The 15,866-nt window shown below is 42.6% G+C and carries 12 protein-coding genes; 6 read left to right on the top strand and 6 right to left on the bottom strand.

What is annotated here, in order from left to right; translation table 11 throughout:
- Nucleotides 1–75 precede the first annotated feature (75 nt).
- Together AB6735_RS04750 and AB6735_RS04745 are read right to left on the bottom strand one after the other, a co-directional pair.
- Nucleotides 76–1,254 (bottom strand): AIR synthase related protein, encoded by a 1,179-nt coding sequence (locus AB6735_RS04750; RefSeq protein WP_370994699.1) that lies wholly within the window; start codon nucleotides 1,252–1,254, stop codon nucleotides 76–78.
- A 328-nt stretch (nucleotides 1,255–1,582) separates the two neighbouring features.
- Nucleotides 1,583–3,757 (bottom strand): glutamine synthetase III, encoded by a 2,175-nt coding sequence (locus AB6735_RS04745; RefSeq protein WP_370994698.1) that lies wholly within the window; start codon nucleotides 3,755–3,757, stop codon nucleotides 1,583–1,585.
- An 825-nt stretch (nucleotides 3,758–4,582) separates the two neighbouring features.
- On the opposite strand from AB6735_RS04745, the gene AB6735_RS04740 reads away from it, so the two are divergent.
- From AB6735_RS04740 to AB6735_RS04730, 3 genes are all read left to right on the top strand, one after another.
- Nucleotides 4,583–6,205: an ammonium transporter gene (locus tag AB6735_RS04740; RefSeq protein WP_370994697.1), complete on the top strand. Its 1,623-nt coding sequence runs from the start codon at nucleotides 4,583–4,585 to the stop codon at nucleotides 6,203–6,205.
- 211 nt (nucleotides 6,206–6,416) lie between these two features.
- Nucleotides 6,417–7,454, top strand: a complete 1,038-nt coding sequence (locus tag AB6735_RS04735) for a porin (RefSeq protein ID WP_370994696.1) — start codon at nucleotides 6,417–6,419, stop codon at nucleotides 7,452–7,454.
- A 243-nt stretch (nucleotides 7,455–7,697) separates the two neighbouring features.
- On the top strand, nucleotides 7,698–8,291 hold the full coding sequence (locus AB6735_RS04730) for a DUF4468 domain-containing protein (protein WP_370994695.1): 594 nt from the start codon (nucleotides 7,698–7,700) through the stop codon (nucleotides 8,289–8,291).
- Between the two features lie 246 nt (nucleotides 8,292–8,537).
- Here the strand turns inward: AB6735_RS04730 and AB6735_RS04725 are convergent, their stop codons facing one another.
- Nucleotides 8,538–9,845: an ammonium transporter gene (locus tag AB6735_RS04725; RefSeq protein WP_370994694.1), complete on the bottom strand. Its 1,308-nt coding sequence runs from the start codon at nucleotides 9,843–9,845 to the stop codon at nucleotides 8,538–8,540.
- 324 nt (nucleotides 9,846–10,169) lie between these two features.
- Nucleotides 10,170–10,526: a hypothetical protein gene (locus AB6735_RS04720; RefSeq protein WP_370994693.1), complete on the bottom strand. Its 357-nt coding sequence runs from the start codon at nucleotides 10,524–10,526 to the stop codon at nucleotides 10,170–10,172.
- A 440-nt stretch (nucleotides 10,527–10,966) separates the two neighbouring features.
- Between AB6735_RS04720 and AB6735_RS04715 the strand changes: the two genes are divergently transcribed.
- The 3 genes from AB6735_RS04715 (at nucleotide 10,967) to AB6735_RS04705 (ending at nucleotide 13,805) form a co-directional block, all read left to right on the top strand.
- Complete coding sequence (locus tag AB6735_RS04715) at nucleotides 10,967–11,806, top strand: energy transducer TonB (RefSeq protein WP_370994692.1); 840 nt, start codon at nucleotides 10,967–10,969, stop codon at nucleotides 11,804–11,806.
- Between the two features lie 492 nt (nucleotides 11,807–12,298).
- Nucleotides 12,299–13,156 carry a helix-turn-helix transcriptional regulator gene (locus tag AB6735_RS04710; protein WP_370994691.1) on the top strand — a complete coding sequence of 286 codons (858 nt, stop codon included), beginning with the start codon at nucleotides 12,299–12,301 and terminating at the stop codon, nucleotides 13,154–13,156.
- 58 nt (nucleotides 13,157–13,214) lie between these two features.
- A complete protein-coding gene (locus AB6735_RS04705) occupies nucleotides 13,215–13,805 on the top strand; it encodes a cysteine hydrolase family protein (RefSeq protein ID WP_370994690.1) in 591 nt (196 codons plus the stop codon).
- 294 nt (nucleotides 13,806–14,099) lie between these two features.
- Here the strand turns inward: AB6735_RS04705 and AB6735_RS04700 are convergent, their stop codons facing one another.
- Both AB6735_RS04700 and AB6735_RS04695 read right to left on the bottom strand, forming a co-directional pair.
- Nucleotides 14,100–14,582 (bottom strand): N-acetyltransferase, encoded by a 483-nt coding sequence (locus AB6735_RS04700; protein WP_370994689.1) that lies wholly within the window; start codon nucleotides 14,580–14,582, stop codon nucleotides 14,100–14,102.
- Between the two features lie 189 nt (nucleotides 14,583–14,771).
- Nucleotides 14,772–15,791: an LLM class flavin-dependent oxidoreductase gene (locus tag AB6735_RS04695; RefSeq protein ID WP_370994688.1), complete on the bottom strand. Its 1,020-nt coding sequence runs from the start codon at nucleotides 15,789–15,791 to the stop codon at nucleotides 14,772–14,774.
- Nucleotides 15,792–15,866: the final 75 nt, after the last annotated feature.

Genomic DNA, 15,866 nt, shown 5'->3' with positions numbered 1-15,866 from the left:
TAAAACGCAACTATTAAAACATGGTTTTTATATACAGATAATTTTCCTGTCTTGATTCTTGACTCTTGATTCTTATTAGTACTCAAATACCCCAAACTCTGATGTTACGGTTACTTTTTTGGTATCAGCTTTTTCAACGCGACCGATGATCTGAGCAGCTATACCAAAGCTTTGGGATATGCTAATCAGTTCGCCAGCGATCTCCTGGGGTACATAAAGCTCCATGCGGTGACCCATATTGAAAACTTTGTACATTTCCTGCCAGCTGGTTTTTGATTCTTCCTGGATGAGCTTAAACAGCGGTGGAACCGGGAAAAGGTTATCCTTAATGATATGCAGATTATCAATAAAATGCAGCACTTTGGTTTGCGCACCGCCGCTGCAATGTACCATGCCATGTATCTGGCTGCGGTAAGCATCGAGCATTTTTTTAATGATGGGGGCGTAGGTACGGGTAGCGCTCAATACCAGTTTACCTGCGGTAATACTTTGTCCATTGCCAATATCAACCAGATCAGTCAGGTTTTTACTGCCGCTGAAGATCAGTTCATAAGGAATGGCCGCATCATAGCTTTCCGGATATTTATCGGCTATGGTTTTGTTAAATACATCATGACGGGCAGATGTAAGGCCGTTAGAGCCCATGCCGCCGTTATATTCTTTTTCGTAATTGGCCTGTCCGTAGCTGGCTAAACCAACTATCACATCGCCAGGTTGAATGCGGTGATTGGATATCACATCCTCCCGTTTCATCCGACAGGTAACGGTGGAATCGACAATGATGGTGCGCACCAGGTCGCCCACATCAGCGGTTTCGCCGCCGGTGGAGTATATGCCAATGCCTGCATCACGTAATTCGCTCAATATTTCTTCGGTACCATTAATAATGGCGGCAATCACCTCGCCGGGTATCAGATTTTTGTTGCGACCGATAGTTGATGACAGCAGGATATTATCAGTAGCGCCTACACAAAGCAGGTCGTCCAGGTTCATGATAATGGCATCCTGCGCAATTCCGCGCCATACAGATATATCGCCGGTTTCTTTCCAGTAAGTATAAGCTAAGGATGATTTGGTACCCGCGCCATCTGCATGCATAATATTACAGTACGCGTCGTCGCCAGTTAATATATCAGGTACAATTTTACAGAAGGCTTGAGGGAAAATACCCTTGTCGATATTTTTTATTGCATTGTGTACATCATCCTTGGAGGCAGATACGCCACGTTGATCATAACGTTGTGAAGAAACCATGGCGCAAAACTAATTATTTTAACACGAATTGCACGAATTTTAGCGAATTACACGAATTGCGCGCGCTGCGGACTCACCCTGGCGTCGCTCTACACATCACTCTTCTTAGAGTGTAATGTGCTTTACTAAAATACGTCATTGCGAGGCACGAAGCAATCTCTATGCTGTACAGAGCAAGTATGTATAATTGACCTGCCTTTGTAGAGATTGCTTCGTGCCTCGCAATGACGCGTGGAAAAGGGATCCTAAAAAGGAAGGAGCCAGTATCCACCGGCTCCCTTCTAATAATTCCTGAAATTCGAAGTAATTCGTGCAATTAATGACGTACTTATTTTATAAATAACAGCTCCCTGAATTTTGGCAGCGGCCAAAGGGTGTCATCAACCAGTTGTTCCAATTTATCTACATGGTAGCGTATTGGCTGGAAGAATGTTTTTACCTTTTCGTCATAATCAATGGCGCGTTGGCGTAAGTCTTCGATCACGTTGGCTTTTTTGCGCTCATTAACCATTTGTTCTACATTGGTTTTAATAAAGTTCACGTGCTCGGATATCTTGTTAATAATATCCAGTTGTGCAGCGTAAGTGGTATCTGCCAAACCAAGGTCTTTAAGCCCTTTTACATTCTCGATCAGTTTAGATTGATAGGCAATAGCCGATGGGATGATCACATTGAGTACCAACTCGCCAATAACGCGGGCTTCTATCTGTAGTTTCTTATAAAAGGCATCCAGCAAAATTTCATGGCGGGCATGTGCTTCGCGTGGAGTAAATATGCCGGTTTCTGCAAAAAGAATATCTGTTTTTTCAGAAAGCATAGCATCCAATGCCTTTGGCGTGGTTTTTTCGTTTGCTAAACCTCTTGCCTCTGCCTCTTTTTCCCAAGCCTCGCTATAGCCGTTGCCCTCGAAGCGGATATTTTTGGACTCTTTGATGTATTTTTTGATCACCATTAATAAGGCCACATCTTTTTTCTCACCTTTTTTAATCAGCTTATCTACATCATACTTGAATTTTTTAAGCTGATCAGCCACAATCAGGTTTAATACTGTCATCGGGCTGGCAGAGTTTGCTGATGAACCTACGGCGCGCAGCTCAAACTTGTTACCGGTAAAAGCAAAAGGCGAGGTACGGTTACGGTCGGTATTATCAGGCAGTATTTGCGGTATTTTAGGAATACCTTGCCATAACAGGTTATCTTCTTTGATCTTTTTGCTGATCCTCGATGTTTCTATCTCATCCAGTACATCATTCAGCTGGCTGCCCAGGAAAATGGAGATGATAGCAGGAGGGGCCTCATTAGCGCCTAAGCGGTGATCGTTATTTACCGAAGCGATAGATGCACGTAACAGATCGGCATGTTCATAAACCGCTTTGATGGTATTTACAAAGAAAGTGAGGAACATCAGGTTGTTCTTAGGCGTTTTGCCTGGCGACAACAGGTTTTTACCCGTGTTAGTTATTAACGACCAGTTATTGTGCTTACCCGAGCCATTGATGCCGGCATAAGGTTTCTCATGCAATAATACCTTAAAGTTATGTCGGCGGGCAACACGGTCCATCAGGTCCATTAACAGTTGGTTGTGGTCAATGGCCAGGTTTATTTCTTCATAAATAGGGGCACACTCAAATTGCGAAGGTGCAACCTCATTATGACGTGTTTTTAAAGGTATCCCTAATAATAAGGCTTCGGCTTCCATATCCTGCATGTAAGCATATACCCGTTCAGGTATAGATCCAAAATAATGATCTTCCAGTTGCTGGTTTTTGGCAGATATGTGGCCAAACAAAGCACGACCGGTTAAATACAGATCGGGACGGGCATTAAATAAAGCGATATCAACCAGAAAATACTCTTGTTCGATACCTAATGATGCGTTTACTTTTTCAATGCCTTTATCAAAATAATGACAAACATCTACAGCGGCCTTATCTAAAACGCTTAATGCTTTTAATAAAGGTACTTTATAATCCAGGGCCTCGCCGGTGTAGGATACAAATACGGTTGGTATACATAAGGTACGGGCCATCAAAAATGCAGGTGACGACGGATCCCAGGCGGTATAACCACGGGCCTCAAAAGTATTGCGGATGCCGCCGCTCGGAAAGCTTGAAGCATCAGGCTCCTGTTGCGCCAGGGCATCGCCCGAAAAACGTTCGATAGCGCCCCCGTCGGCGGTGGGTTCAAAAAAAGCGTCATGTTTTTCGGCGGTAGTGCCGGTAAGCGGCTGAAACCAGTGCGTATAGTGCGTTGCCCCTTTACCCAATGCCCATGATTTCATGGCAGCGGCAATTTGCTCGGCCAGGTCGCGTGGAATTGGTTCGCCTTTTTCAATAGAGTTAATAATTCCCTGGTAAGCCTCGGTAGAAAGGTACTCCTTCATTTTCTTTTTATCGAAAACATTGGCGCCAAAGTAATCTGAAATCTTTGAAGAAGGTGGTTTCACTTCCGGGATGGTCCTGCCCAGGACGTCCTGTAGTGCTTTAAATCGGATGTTAGACATAAGATATGCGGTTTAAATAAAGGTCAACTTTCAAAAATAGAACTATCATTTAAAATATACACAAAAATTAAAGGAAATATGATATAAGTAGCAAATAATGCAAGTAAAACGTCGTTTTTTCAAAGAAAAACACGTCATGCCGAATTTATTTCGGCACCCGACAGGATATTCACACTTGTCGGGTCAGAAATTTGCCTGTTATGGAACGTATTTGCAAGTGAGATGCCAAAATATCCGGCATAATCTCCGCCATTTAGCTTTCGTCCCCTTTTCAGCCAATAAAAAACACAATGGGCTTTAAAAGGCAATTGCCCCCAATCAATAAAAAGTTAGTTGCTGAATATTTCAAGAAAAGTATGGTTTTAATGTGCTGAGCTTAGCCAAAATTGAATTTTTATAGGCTTTTTAGTTAATTTTTGCTCTTAAATACCTAAAAATTGACTTTTTTTCTGAAAAATGCCTATAATTTTTATGTTGATAGAATTTATTTGGATTTGAAAAGAAATAAAATTTCAAAATCATCAATAAATGATACAAAATTTAGTTTTGATTTACAATTTTCGTAAATATTTCATTTTTTAACGTTATTTTTTTGTTAAAAATTTGTTATTGTTAAAATAACTACATAATTTCAGAAAATAATTTACAGAAACATCATAATTATTGTATTTTTTATAAAAATGTCAATAGTTAAAAGACTAAAAGAGGGGATTTGTGAGTGAATGTGGTGGTTTTGTTAAATTTTAAACCTGCAATCAAGCTTAATTAAATAAACAATCAAACTAAATTAAACTTTTAAAAACAATCAAACTAAATTAAAGACAAATGAAAGTAAGTTCAACAAAACACAACCTCCTGAGTGCAGTCCGACAACTGTCACGTGAAAAATGGGCGCTGGGAGCCACCATTTTAACAGGAAAGATGATTGGTTTAGGGTTGGTGCTCGTGGCTATGTTCACTTTACCTGGTCTATTAGGTACATCTGCGCACGCTGCCGACACTTATACCGCTCATGAAACAGCACTCATCAATACCGTTAATACGGTATGGACCTTGGTTGCTGCCTTTTTGGTTTTCGGTATGCAGGCTGGTTTTGTGATGCTTGAAGCTGGCTTTGCCCGTAAAAGAGAAACGGTTAACGTTTTAATGGAGTGTATTTTTGATACATGCCTATGCGGGTTATTGTTTTATGCAATAGGTTATGCCTTTATGTTTGGTAACGGTAATGGCTTTATTGGCTGGGGCGGCTTAGGCGCCGATGGCAAAACCATTACTAACTGGTTCTTTTTACAAAATACCCCTGCTACTTATGGCGCAACCGGTATCCCGATCCTGGCACACTGGATATTCCAGTACGCGTTTGCCGATACCTGCTCAACCATTGTATCTGGTGCTATGATCGGTCGTACCAGTTTCCGTGGCGATATATTGTACAGTATAGGTATTACAGGTTTTATTTATCCAATAATTGGTCATTGGGCTTGGGGTCCTGATGGTTTCCTGGCTACCATGGGAACTTCAGGAGTTTTCGCTCACTTAACCGCTCAGCCTTTCCGTGACTTTGCCGGTTCAACCGTTGTGCATACCATAGGTGGTGTGGCTTCATTGGCTGGTGCCATGGTGTTAGGGCCACGGTTAGGCAGGATCTTTGCCCGCGATGATAAAGAAAAAGGCGGATTACCTGCTGGTCATAACTTATTGGTAGCTGCTGTAGGTGGTTTTATATTATGGTTTGGCTGGTATGGTTTCAACCCGGGATCAACCCTGTCTGCAATGGATATGCAGGGAATTGGCCGTGTTGCCGCTAATACTACCCTTGCTGCCTGTGCCGGTGGTTTTGCCGCTATGCTTGCCGCTCTTTGGTGGGGCCCAACAAAAGGTAAGTTCGATCTGGCCTTTACTATCAATGGCTTTTTAGGTGGTTTGGTTGCAATTACCTGTCCATGTTACTGGGTAAGCCCGCTTGGCGCTATTTTGCTTGGCGCGGTTGCCGGCTTCGTGATTTTTGCAGGTGTTTATATTATTGAGTGGTTCCGTATCGACGATCCGGTTGGCGCGGTTTCTGTTCACGGCCTTTGCGGTATCTGGGGCACTTTATCATTAGGTTTATTTGCATCGGGTCAGTTTGGCGCTACAAGCCCAACAGGTGCCGATAATTCAGCCCCGGTTGCCGGTTTATTCTACGGTGGTGGTTTTGGCGTGTTGAAGGCCCAATTCATTGGCAGCTTTGCTATTACAGCTTCGGTTTTTGTGGTAACCTTTATTATGATGTATGTGCTTAACAAATTGCCAAATCCATGGAGACTGCGTGTTGAAGAACATGGAGAAGCTGGTTTGGGTGGTCTTGACGTGTTTGATCACGGTATTGAGGTTTATCCAGCCCAGGAAGAAGAGATCAGCTTGAGCGGTCTTTTTGACAAAGGGGTTAAGTCGACTTCTGAAGTTTAAGACGAATAAATAATAATAAAAGATCCCTCATCCGGATCGGTAATACCTTGTGTGGTTGGTGTGTGGCTTTAATGTAATGGCATCGCCAACTGCACAGGGATTTTTTATGCCGACAATAAAAGATCCTATAAGGTAATAACTATTTGTATATCAGTATTTCAAATCAAAAAAATTAACAAACCCAATTTTTATTAACAATTAAATCGTTATCATGAAAAAAACAGCTTTACTATTATGTTTCTTTTCTATCGCGGCTTTTACAGTGAAAGCACAGGACACCACAAAAACAGCAGCACCAGATCCGCCGCTAACTATTACCGGATCTGTTGACGCTTATTATAAGTATGATTTTTCTAAACGTGCCAACATACCAACCAGCTTCGCCACAGATCAAAACTCGGTTTCGATAGGTATGATCGATCTGGGTTTGAAGAAAAAGGTAGGGAAGGCATCGTTTGTTGGTGAATTGTCTTTTGGTCCGCGAAATGATCAGTCCATCCCCAACCCCAATTACCACATTCAAAATCTGTATGTGTCTTACGATGTTACCAGTCAGTTTAATTTAACAGCTGGTTATATGGCTACATTTGTGGGTTATGAGGTAATAGCGCCAACAGGCAACTATAACTATTCAACCTCGTACCTGTTTACTAATGGACCGTTCCAGAACGCGGGTTTCAAAGCCACTTATGCTTTTTCTGATAAAGTGAGCTTAATGGCCGGTATCTTTAATAACTACTGGAATACTTATTCCTCTTTCAGAACAGTAGGCGAGGGTGCCACAACCTCGGGTGATGTGTCAACCTTTGGCGCGCAATTGATGGTTGCTCCGGTTAAAGGCTGGACAGCTTATCTGAACGTATTAACCGGTTCATACTCCGGAACAGAATTTGACCTTACAACTGCCTATCAGATAACCGATGCCTTTAAATTAGGCTTAAATGGCGCTACCTTCTCTGCTCCTAATGATGGCGGCGGCTTTGAGGGCGTTGCGCTTTATCCACAGTATGCGGTATCAAAAGCGGTTAGCTTTGGTTTAAGAGGTGAGTATTTTAAAGTTAAAAAGGATGGCGGCGATGTAAAAGCGATCACTATAACTTCAAATATCAAGGCGGGTCCGCTAACACTGATACCTGAGCTTAGGTTTGATAATAAGAGCGATAAATTCTATGCGCCATTTGTTAACAGCAGCGGTGTATCAACCAATAAAGCTTCGCAGTTTGTGTTAGCTGCGGTTTACGCGTTCTAAAGAAAAAAATAAATTCCAAATCTTTTTATGAAAGCCGTTCCTATTACCGGAACGGCTTTTATCTTTGTTTTCAGGGAGCAAGGATTTTGGGAGTAAAGAACAAGGACTTTTGATTAAAGATAAAAAACAAAGAGCAAGGACTTTGTCTACTCGGATTTAATTTTTTTTATCCTTGCTCCTTGTTCTCAAAATCCTTGCTCTCAAGCAAAAATCCTTGCTCATTTAATTTAATAAAGTATAAAAATGAAAAATATATTGATAGCGCTTGTTTGTGTGTTGTTTGTGAAAAGCGCTTCGGCTCAAACAGATTCGCTGGCTTTTGATGAAAATGACAAGTATATCTACTATCAAACGGTTACCCAGGAAGGCCTGAGCGCCGATACTTTGTATAGCCGTGGACTTTATTTTTTTAAGTCGGCATACCCCAAAGGCAAACTAAAGCTGTCAACCGCTGATAAGGCCCAGGGTGTGCTGGTGGGTAGCAGCGGTTTCCTGGTATCCAAAAAATCATTTGTTACCACCCATGAAGATGGTGAGATAACCTACACCCTGCGCGTGGAGGTAAAGGACAATAAATATCGCTACTGGTTTACCGATTTTGTGTATGTGCCGTATCAGCGCAATCGGTATAATGTGTATGAGGCTGTACCAGGTGTTACTATTCCCATGGAAAAAGCCAAAGATAAACTGGATAAGCGCGATGTAACCGAGTTTTTGAACCGCATGCTATTGAATAGCCGTAAAGTAGGAGCTGTACTGAGATCATACATGCTTAAAATATCTGCCCTGCCCAAAGAGCAGAAAAAGATCAATAAGATATCGACGAAGGAGTGGTGAGTGGTGAGTGGTGAGTGGTGAGTGGTGAGTGGTGAGTGGTGAGTGGTGAGTGGTGAGTGGTGAGTGGTGAGAAATTGGTAAGCAAGTTAGACAAATTCTGAAAATCCTTAAATTCTACAAATTCGGGTTCAGACAAGCAAATCACTAATTCACTAAATCAATAATTCAATAATTAAAAAAGCTGCATCTTTAAAAATGCAGCTTTAGTTTTTTCTTGTTGTTTGGTTTGATAGATAGTGTGTCGGATTAAAGACCTTCGTCGTGCTGACTTACGTCAAGACCGGCGAGTTCTTCCTCTGGACTAACACGTAAAGTGCTGATCATATCTGTGATCTTTAGTAATAATAGTGAGCCAAAAAAAGCAAAGGCCGAAACACCTACCAGCGTAATAAGGTGGATGAAAAATAAGTGGGTTTCGCCATAATATAAGCCATTGCCGGTAGTATTACCCGCGTTTACATTTTGATGCGCGAATACACCGGTTAATAACATGCCCACCATGCCGCCTACGCCATGGCAAGGGAATACATCAAGGGTATCATCAATGCTGGTTGATGTTCTCCAGATCACGACCAGATTACTCACTACAGCGGCCACAATACCGATGATCAAAGAGTGGGGTATGGTTACAAAACCCGCTGCCGGTGTAATAGCTACCAGGCCTACTACCGCGCCAATACAAGCGCCCATAACGCCTGGTTTTTTGCCGCGTAATATGTCAAAAAACATCCAGGCCATAGCTGCGGCTGCAGATGCTGTGGTGGTAGTAGCCAAAGCTGTGGCGGCTAATGTACCTGAGCCTAAGGCCGAACCCGCGTTAAAGCCGAACCAGCCGAACCATAATAAACCTGTGCCTAATAATACATAGCTGATACGTGCCGGTGAATGTGCTTGATCGTTACGTTGTTTTAAATATAATGCCGAAGCTAATGCAGCCCAGCCTGCCGACATATGTACTACTGTGCCACCGGCAAAATCCAATACGCCTTTGCCAAACAGGAAACCATCCGGGTGCCAGGTAGAGTGTGCCAGCGGAGCGTATATAAATATCATGAACAGGCAAAGGAAAATTACATAGGAATTAAAACGGATACGCTCGGCAAAAGCGCCGGTGATAAGGGCTGGTGTAATTACCGCGAATTTTAACTGGAACATAGCGAATAATACCAATGGTATAGTTGGCGCCAGTTTCCAGGTAGCATTACCCAGTGTACCTTTCATCATAAAAAAGGTGCGCGGATCACCAATAAAACCGCCAATGGAATCGCCAAAAGCCAGGCTAAAGCCAAATATCACCCATATAACGGTAATTACGCCCATACAAACAAAGCTTTGCAGCATGGTTGATAGTACATTTTTTTTGCTTACCATGCCGCCATAGAAGAATGCCAGTCCGGGGGTCATGATTAATACAAGGGCGGTACTTACTAATAGCCAGGCGGTATCGCCGGTATCAATTTTACTGTCTTTTATAGTAGTGAGGGTAACCGAGGGATATACAAGCGCAAGTATAATTACCAGGATAAGTACGCCAAAGGGTATGAATTTTTTCATGTTTCGGGTTTTAGGGAGTTTTAATAAAGTTGATAAGTACTGCCTGGTACCAATCAAAATACCAGGCAGTATGAAGAGCCAAGATTTTAGAATCAAGAGTTAAGAAAACAGCAATAGCTTAATGTTGTCCCTGATTTGAAGAATGAACATTCAAACAAAGGATTTTAAAATCAACTATTCTTTTGTCTTGACTCCTGATTCTTGGCTCTTGATTCAAATAATCTCCCGGCATCCAATCAAAATGCCGTGGGTATTAACTAAATTTTTAAAAACAATAAATACCGCTTGCCTAATCAGGGCAGCGGGATAGCATTGTTTTTTCTACTACCAAAAAGCGTGAAACGGAAAAAGGATGAGTTTGCGGAAACGCGACAGCTGACTTGTGCCGCGGCCGCAAGTAAAGGTGATGTATTTGATCCCTATCGAGAAAAAATTGGGACTGTGATCAAAGCCTTGTAATGAATGCGCCCCGCGGTGTTGTTGAATATTGATAACCGGCAGGGGTACATTATTAAGACTGTATTCGTAATTGGATGGGCGATGATTAGGGCTTGCGGTTTTAAAAGAAGCTTTTTTTTCGTTCTGATGATTAATATGGTATGATCCTCCCCGTCCGGATGCTACAAATCCGGAAAAAAGGAAAAAAATTAAGGCAGTAAATTGATAAATCCTGCTAACCATGTTTAAAAGTAGTAAAAAATTAAAATAAACACACTTTTTTTATAAATATTTTAACTTTTTGTTTGTTTATGTAGTAAATATATAAGTAAAGTGTTTTTTAAATTGTGCTTTTAATTGAAAATGCAAGAAAAAGTATTCGTATGATGTTTATATAGAATGTTTGCTCGGTATTTTGAAAAATATCATAGTTTCTGGCCGCGGTTAGCGCAAGAAATAAAAGATTTCTCTTAGTTCCTCGTCGAAATGACATTGTTTTTGGGTTAACAATGATTGTTTTCAATTGCTAAATACTTTCAGCAAAAAAGCTCTTATCTGAAAATTTAAATTTTACCGGGTTTGGCGCAGCGTAATACGAATGAAAATTATTTTTAAAATAATTCTTGTTTTGTAAAATATTATATATGTATATTCGTTTAATAAGAAATTTAATTCTGAAAATTATGAGTATTGCCAAATTTGATTTGTACAACGCCGAGTGGCTCGACCTTGTATTTGACCATCGTAACAAAGAGTACGGTGCTTATGATCTGAGAAAGAATTATGGCCGCACCATGGGCAAAGCCATAGGATTTGCCCTTACAGGCGTGGCTATTTTGGTTGTGGCAAGCATTATATTCAAACACAAAATAGAGCCTGTTGCCAAAGTAACTATGACGCCGGTGGATTTGAAGAATCTTACAATACAGCCTCCAGTAGAACCAAAACTCAAAAAGCCAGATCAACCCAAAGCAGCTGAACCTCCTGCACCGGCGGTTCCTGTAAAACAAACCGCTATACCAACTATCGTACGCCCAGATGATGATCCCCGTACAGTAGATCCACCTGATATCAGTAAAATAGAAGGCGCAATAGGTCCCAAAAATGTTGAGGGGCCTGCAAAAGGGCCTGAAAATGTAATAGATCAAGGAAAAGGACCGGCCGGAGGACCGGGAGAGGGTACAGCACCATCATCAACAACCGTATATGACCCTGGTACGCTCGAGGTAATGCCCGAACCAGTTGGCGGAGCGGCAGCCTGGGGGAAATTTTTGCAAAAGAACCTTCGCTTTCCGGCTGTTGCGCAGGAACAGGGGGTATCAGGAAGAGTGATCATGAGTTTTATTATTGAGAAAGATGGTTCTTTGTCCAATATTAAAGTTGAGCATGGCGCAGGGTATGGGTTTGATGAAGAAGCCCTGCGCGTGCTTAAGCTGGCCAAAGCCTGGAAACCCGGTATCCAGAACGGTCAGCCGGTACGGGTACGGTATAACATCCCTATCAATTTTCAGCTAAGTGAGTAATAAGCAATCAAGATAAAGTGGTTGTATAGCGTCTCCGGGGGGACAGAAATCGTTAGATGACCACCGTGGGCAAGCGAATATTTTTCGTTTGCCCTTTTTTGTTTGTATAAAGTTGTTGTAACTCTTCTTGCGGATGATAGTCCATAGGTAGACATGTATCTCAAATTCTGACGAGCAATAGCATGAAGCATAGCAGACTCACCCGGTCTGCGCTTTCGCTGGACCACCCTCTCTGCGGCTTCGCCGCAAAGAGGGTAAAGAAAAAAGATTAAAAATCCCCTCTTTGCCCAAAGGGCAGAGAGGGGTGACAAGCGCAGCGACGTCGGGTGGGTCGATAACGCGCGTTTGATCCTTGCATCCTGCCTAATCACGGGTTATTACTCTCAAGAGAGGATTAGTAGGTCACCTTTTATCATCGTTTTGTTACAATTAAACCAAAATTTAAGAATATAGCCCTACAACCCGTAGCTTAGTGTGAATAAATTGTTAACGATGATACAAATTCCTAAGGATCTGCTTGGTTATCATGCACATGTTAAGTTACGCATGTGCGAAATGTATGGTTTTGTTATTGACAAAAAACGGCCTTTCGGCTGTGACGATACCCTGCAAACCATGCATTGCCTCGAAGTGGTTTTAACCGGATCTATCGATGTTTGGTATGGCGGCTATGTGCAACATTTAAAGGCCGGTGATATTCAGTTCAGGAGGCGGGGCAATTACCAGATATTCCCGTCTGACGATTACACCAGCATGCTCATTTTTATGGAAAATGAGTTTGTGGATTACTTTTTGGAAAGTCATGTGCCCGAGTTTAGGCAGGAAAAACTAAGCGACGATCTGCTTCCTTTCATTTTTAAAACATCCGAATTTATAAACGCCAACATAGCACAGGCCATTCACCATATTTTACATCCGCAGGATTACTCGCGCTGCATCGTGAAATTTATAACGCACCAGGTATTGCTTCAAATTTTATCGAACGACAGTTCGAAAACCTTTGTTTCGTTTTTAAAACATATGGTAAGCGAAAATAAGATCGACCTGGCCTATTTTATGGAGCAAAACTTTAACCGGCAGCTTTCATTACAGGATATGGCTAAACTGACCGGTAGGAGCGTGAGTGCTTTTAAAAAGGAATTTACCGAGCGCTTTAATACCACGCCTGTAAAATGGCAGATTAACCGCCGGCTGGAGTATGCCGCTTACCAGCTCAAAAACTCCAACGACTCCGTATCGAGGATAGCGTACAGTAGTGGATTTGAGAATATTTCGCATTTTTCAAAAGTGTATAAGCAAAAGTTTGGCGCGCCACCCAGCAGCGAGCGTAACGAACCGGTGTTATCATAACAAACAAATAAAGCCTCACAGCAAAAACCGGGTGCTGGCAAAGCTGCAATTTTGAGGTATGAAAACATTAACAAATACCAACCCGGCGCTGATACTGATTGATATACAGCAGGGTTTTGACAATATCCCTTACTGGGGCGGCGAACGCAATAACCCGGATGCCGAAGCAAATGCCCGTAAACTGCTTGATCACTGGCGGGCAAACAACCTGCCGCTCTTTCATATTCAGCATTGTTCCACCAACCCCAACTCCCTGCTGGCAGAAGGTAACCCAGGCAATGCCCATAAAGAAATTGTAAAACCTTTGCCCGGCGAGCCGGTGATCAAAAAATCGGTGAACAGCTCTTTTATCGGTACCGATCTACAACAGCGACTGGATGCTGCCGGTATTGATACCCTGGTTATCGTTGGGCTCACCACCGAACATTGTGTATCAACCACCGCACGAATGGCAGGCAATTTTGGGTACAACACCTTTGTAGTAGCCGATGCTACAGCTGCCTTTGCCAAAACTGGCATCAAGGGCGAGCATTATGATGCGGAAACCATCCACTTAACTGCCCTGGCACAGATAAACGAGGAATTTGCCACTGTATTAAATACCGATGAGGTGATCAATGCTTTAAAAAAAAACGATGATTTTCTTTAGCAAGTTTATCAGGAAACTTTTAGCACCCTACTTGCCGGTTGCGCAGGTGCTTGCGGTTATGAAGTAAGTTAGAGAGTCAAGATGTTAGAATCAAGAATCAGGATAAAAGAATTAAAAAAGGTGTCATTTCGAACGAGGCACGAGGAGAAACTATCTCTTGAGCGCAGCGAAAAATCTTTTGCGCGGGACAACTCCAGCGCAAAAGATTTCTCACTATCGTTCGAAATGACACGTTTTTATTTAGCCTATGGAGCGGTGTCATCACCGTACCATGTATCTTATGTAGTCACCTGACTATTTATGTAGGCTACCATCAGATTGCCAGCTGATTTTTACCGCTGATATTTTATCAGATTCAATCCGGTGAGCCTCGAGTACTTTAAAGCCATTTTTGATATAAAATGCCAGCGGTGATGCATATTGGCTTCCGTTTGATTTTAATTCCCCTTCTTTGTCTATAACCCAACCTACTAAATGGGTTTCATGCTTTTTTATTTCATCCAATACTTGGGTTCCGTATTTTTTTCCCTGGACATTGCTGTTCAAAATGATGGCAAACCATCGTTCATTATCACGTAAAAAAGTGGCTGACCACCCAAACAGAATTTCATTCTCATCAATTAACAAAAAATATTTCTTCTGCTCCAGATTGTCCAGGTAGGTGTTGAAATCATTGATACTATCGTATTGTAATTTCCCGGGGTATTCATCATTCCATAATTGATAAACCGCCTGGAGCTGCGCATGAGTAAGAAAGCTTTGTACGGATATTTCCATATGTTGATTTTGGATTGCAATTTCCGCATTTTTAGATAGCTTTTCAATTTATTAGCCTATGGTGCTATTACTGTACCCTCACAAAAAACAATAGGCTGTCATGCTGAGCGCCGTCGAAGCATGGTGGGCAGGCCTCTGCGCACGAGTCTTCGACCGGCTCAGACTGACAGGCCTTTTATATCCTTTAGCTTATGATGCATTCACCAACGGCATCACTTTCTTCCCGATCAGTTCAATGGAACTCATTAACTGGGTATGGGTTAAACCTGCGTTATCCATCTGAAAAGTAAAACGATCCACACCGCCCAATGCTTCGCTATGGCGCAACAGCTTTTCGGCAACTTGCTCCGGTCCGCCCACTACCAATACACCTTTTGGCGCTATCAGGCTGTCGAACTGTGCTTTGGTTACCGGCGGCCAGCCGCGTTCCCGGCCTAATTTTGTCCAGAGTTCGGCATAGCCCGGATAATAATCGGCAACAGCCTGTTCATTGGTCGCGGCCACATAGCCCGGCGAATGTAGCCCAACTTTTAACTGATCGGGTGTAAAACCTGCTCTTTTGCCGGCTTCTCGGTACAAATCTATCAGGGGCCGGAAGCGATGTGTTTCGCCGCCTATCACGGCTACCATTAAGGGTAAGCCCAACGTTCCGGCACGTGCAAATGATTCAGGCGTTCCGCCAACACCCAGCCAAATGGGCAGTTTTTGCTGTAAGGCCCTTGGGTATACAGGCCTGTTATTTAAAGGCGCGCGGAATTTACCAGACCAGGTTACAAATTCATTATCGCGTACTTTGAGCAATAAGTCCAGCTTTTCTTTAAACAGCGCGTCGTAATCATCAAGGTTAAAACCAAACAAGGGGTAGGCTTCAATAGATGATCCCCGGCCAACAACCATTTCGGCGCGACCTTTAGATATGAGGTCTAATGTGGCAAAACTCTGGTATACCCGTACCGGATCGGCGGCGCTGAGTACCGTTACCGCGCTGGTTAATTTAATATTTTTGGTTCGTGCCGCGGCAGCAGCCAGGATCACAGCTGTAGCCGAATCCAGGAACTCCTTTTTATGGTGTTCACCGATACCGAAAACATCCAGCCCAACCTCATCGGCAAAGGCAATGCGGTCAAGCAATTGTTCCATGGCATCCACGCTGCTCAATTCCTTACTGCCGTACATCGCCGAGGCGAAACTATCTATTCCTATTTCCATCTTGTTATTTCCAAATAAATGTTTAAACATCTAATTCAAAGATCGGAACAAACTTTCGTCTAAACAAATAACCTT

The sequence above is a fragment of the Mucilaginibacter sp. RCC_168 genome, from assembly GCF_041355315.1.
In the GTDB taxonomy this organism is placed as follows: domain Bacteria; phylum Bacteroidota; class Bacteroidia; order Sphingobacteriales; family Sphingobacteriaceae; genus Mucilaginibacter.
Note: the sequence above shows the minus strand (reverse complement) of the source record. Positions and strands in the feature narration are given on the sequence as shown.

Bases quoted from the DNA above. Each gene is read 5' to 3' on its own strand.
- AB6735_RS04750 (WP_370994699.1), bottom strand. From the start codon at position 1,254: ATGGTTTCTTCACAACGTTATGATCAACGTGGCGTATCTGCCTCCAAG.
- AB6735_RS04745 (WP_370994698.1), bottom strand. From the start codon at position 3,757: ATGTCTAACATCCGATTTAAAGCACTACAGGACGTCCTGGGCAGGACC.
- AB6735_RS04740 (WP_370994697.1), top strand. From the start codon at position 4,583: ATGAAAGTAAGTTCAACAAAACACAACCTCCTGAGTGCAGTCCGACAA.
- AB6735_RS04735 (WP_370994696.1), top strand. From the start codon at position 6,417: ATGAAAAAAACAGCTTTACTATTATGTTTCTTTTCTATCGCGGCTTTT.
- AB6735_RS04730 (WP_370994695.1), top strand. From the start codon at position 7,698: ATGAAAAATATATTGATAGCGCTTGTTTGTGTGTTGTTTGTGAAAAGC.
- AB6735_RS04725 (WP_370994694.1), bottom strand. From the start codon at position 9,845: ATGAAAAAATTCATACCCTTTGGCGTACTTATCCTGGTAATTATACTT.
- AB6735_RS04720 (WP_370994693.1), bottom strand. From the start codon at position 10,526: ATGGTTAGCAGGATTTATCAATTTACTGCCTTAATTTTTTTCCTTTTT.
- AB6735_RS04715 (WP_370994692.1), top strand. From the start codon at position 10,967: ATGAGTATTGCCAAATTTGATTTGTACAACGCCGAGTGGCTCGACCTT.
- AB6735_RS04710 (WP_370994691.1), top strand. From the start codon at position 12,299: ATGATACAAATTCCTAAGGATCTGCTTGGTTATCATGCACATGTTAAG.
- AB6735_RS04705 (WP_370994690.1), top strand. From the start codon at position 13,215: ATGAAAACATTAACAAATACCAACCCGGCGCTGATACTGATTGATATA.
- AB6735_RS04700 (WP_370994689.1), bottom strand. From the start codon at position 14,582: ATGGAAATATCCGTACAAAGCTTTCTTACTCATGCGCAGCTCCAGGCG.
- AB6735_RS04695 (WP_370994688.1), bottom strand. From the start codon at position 15,791: ATGGAAATAGGAATAGATAGTTTCGCCTCGGCGATGTACGGCAGTAAG.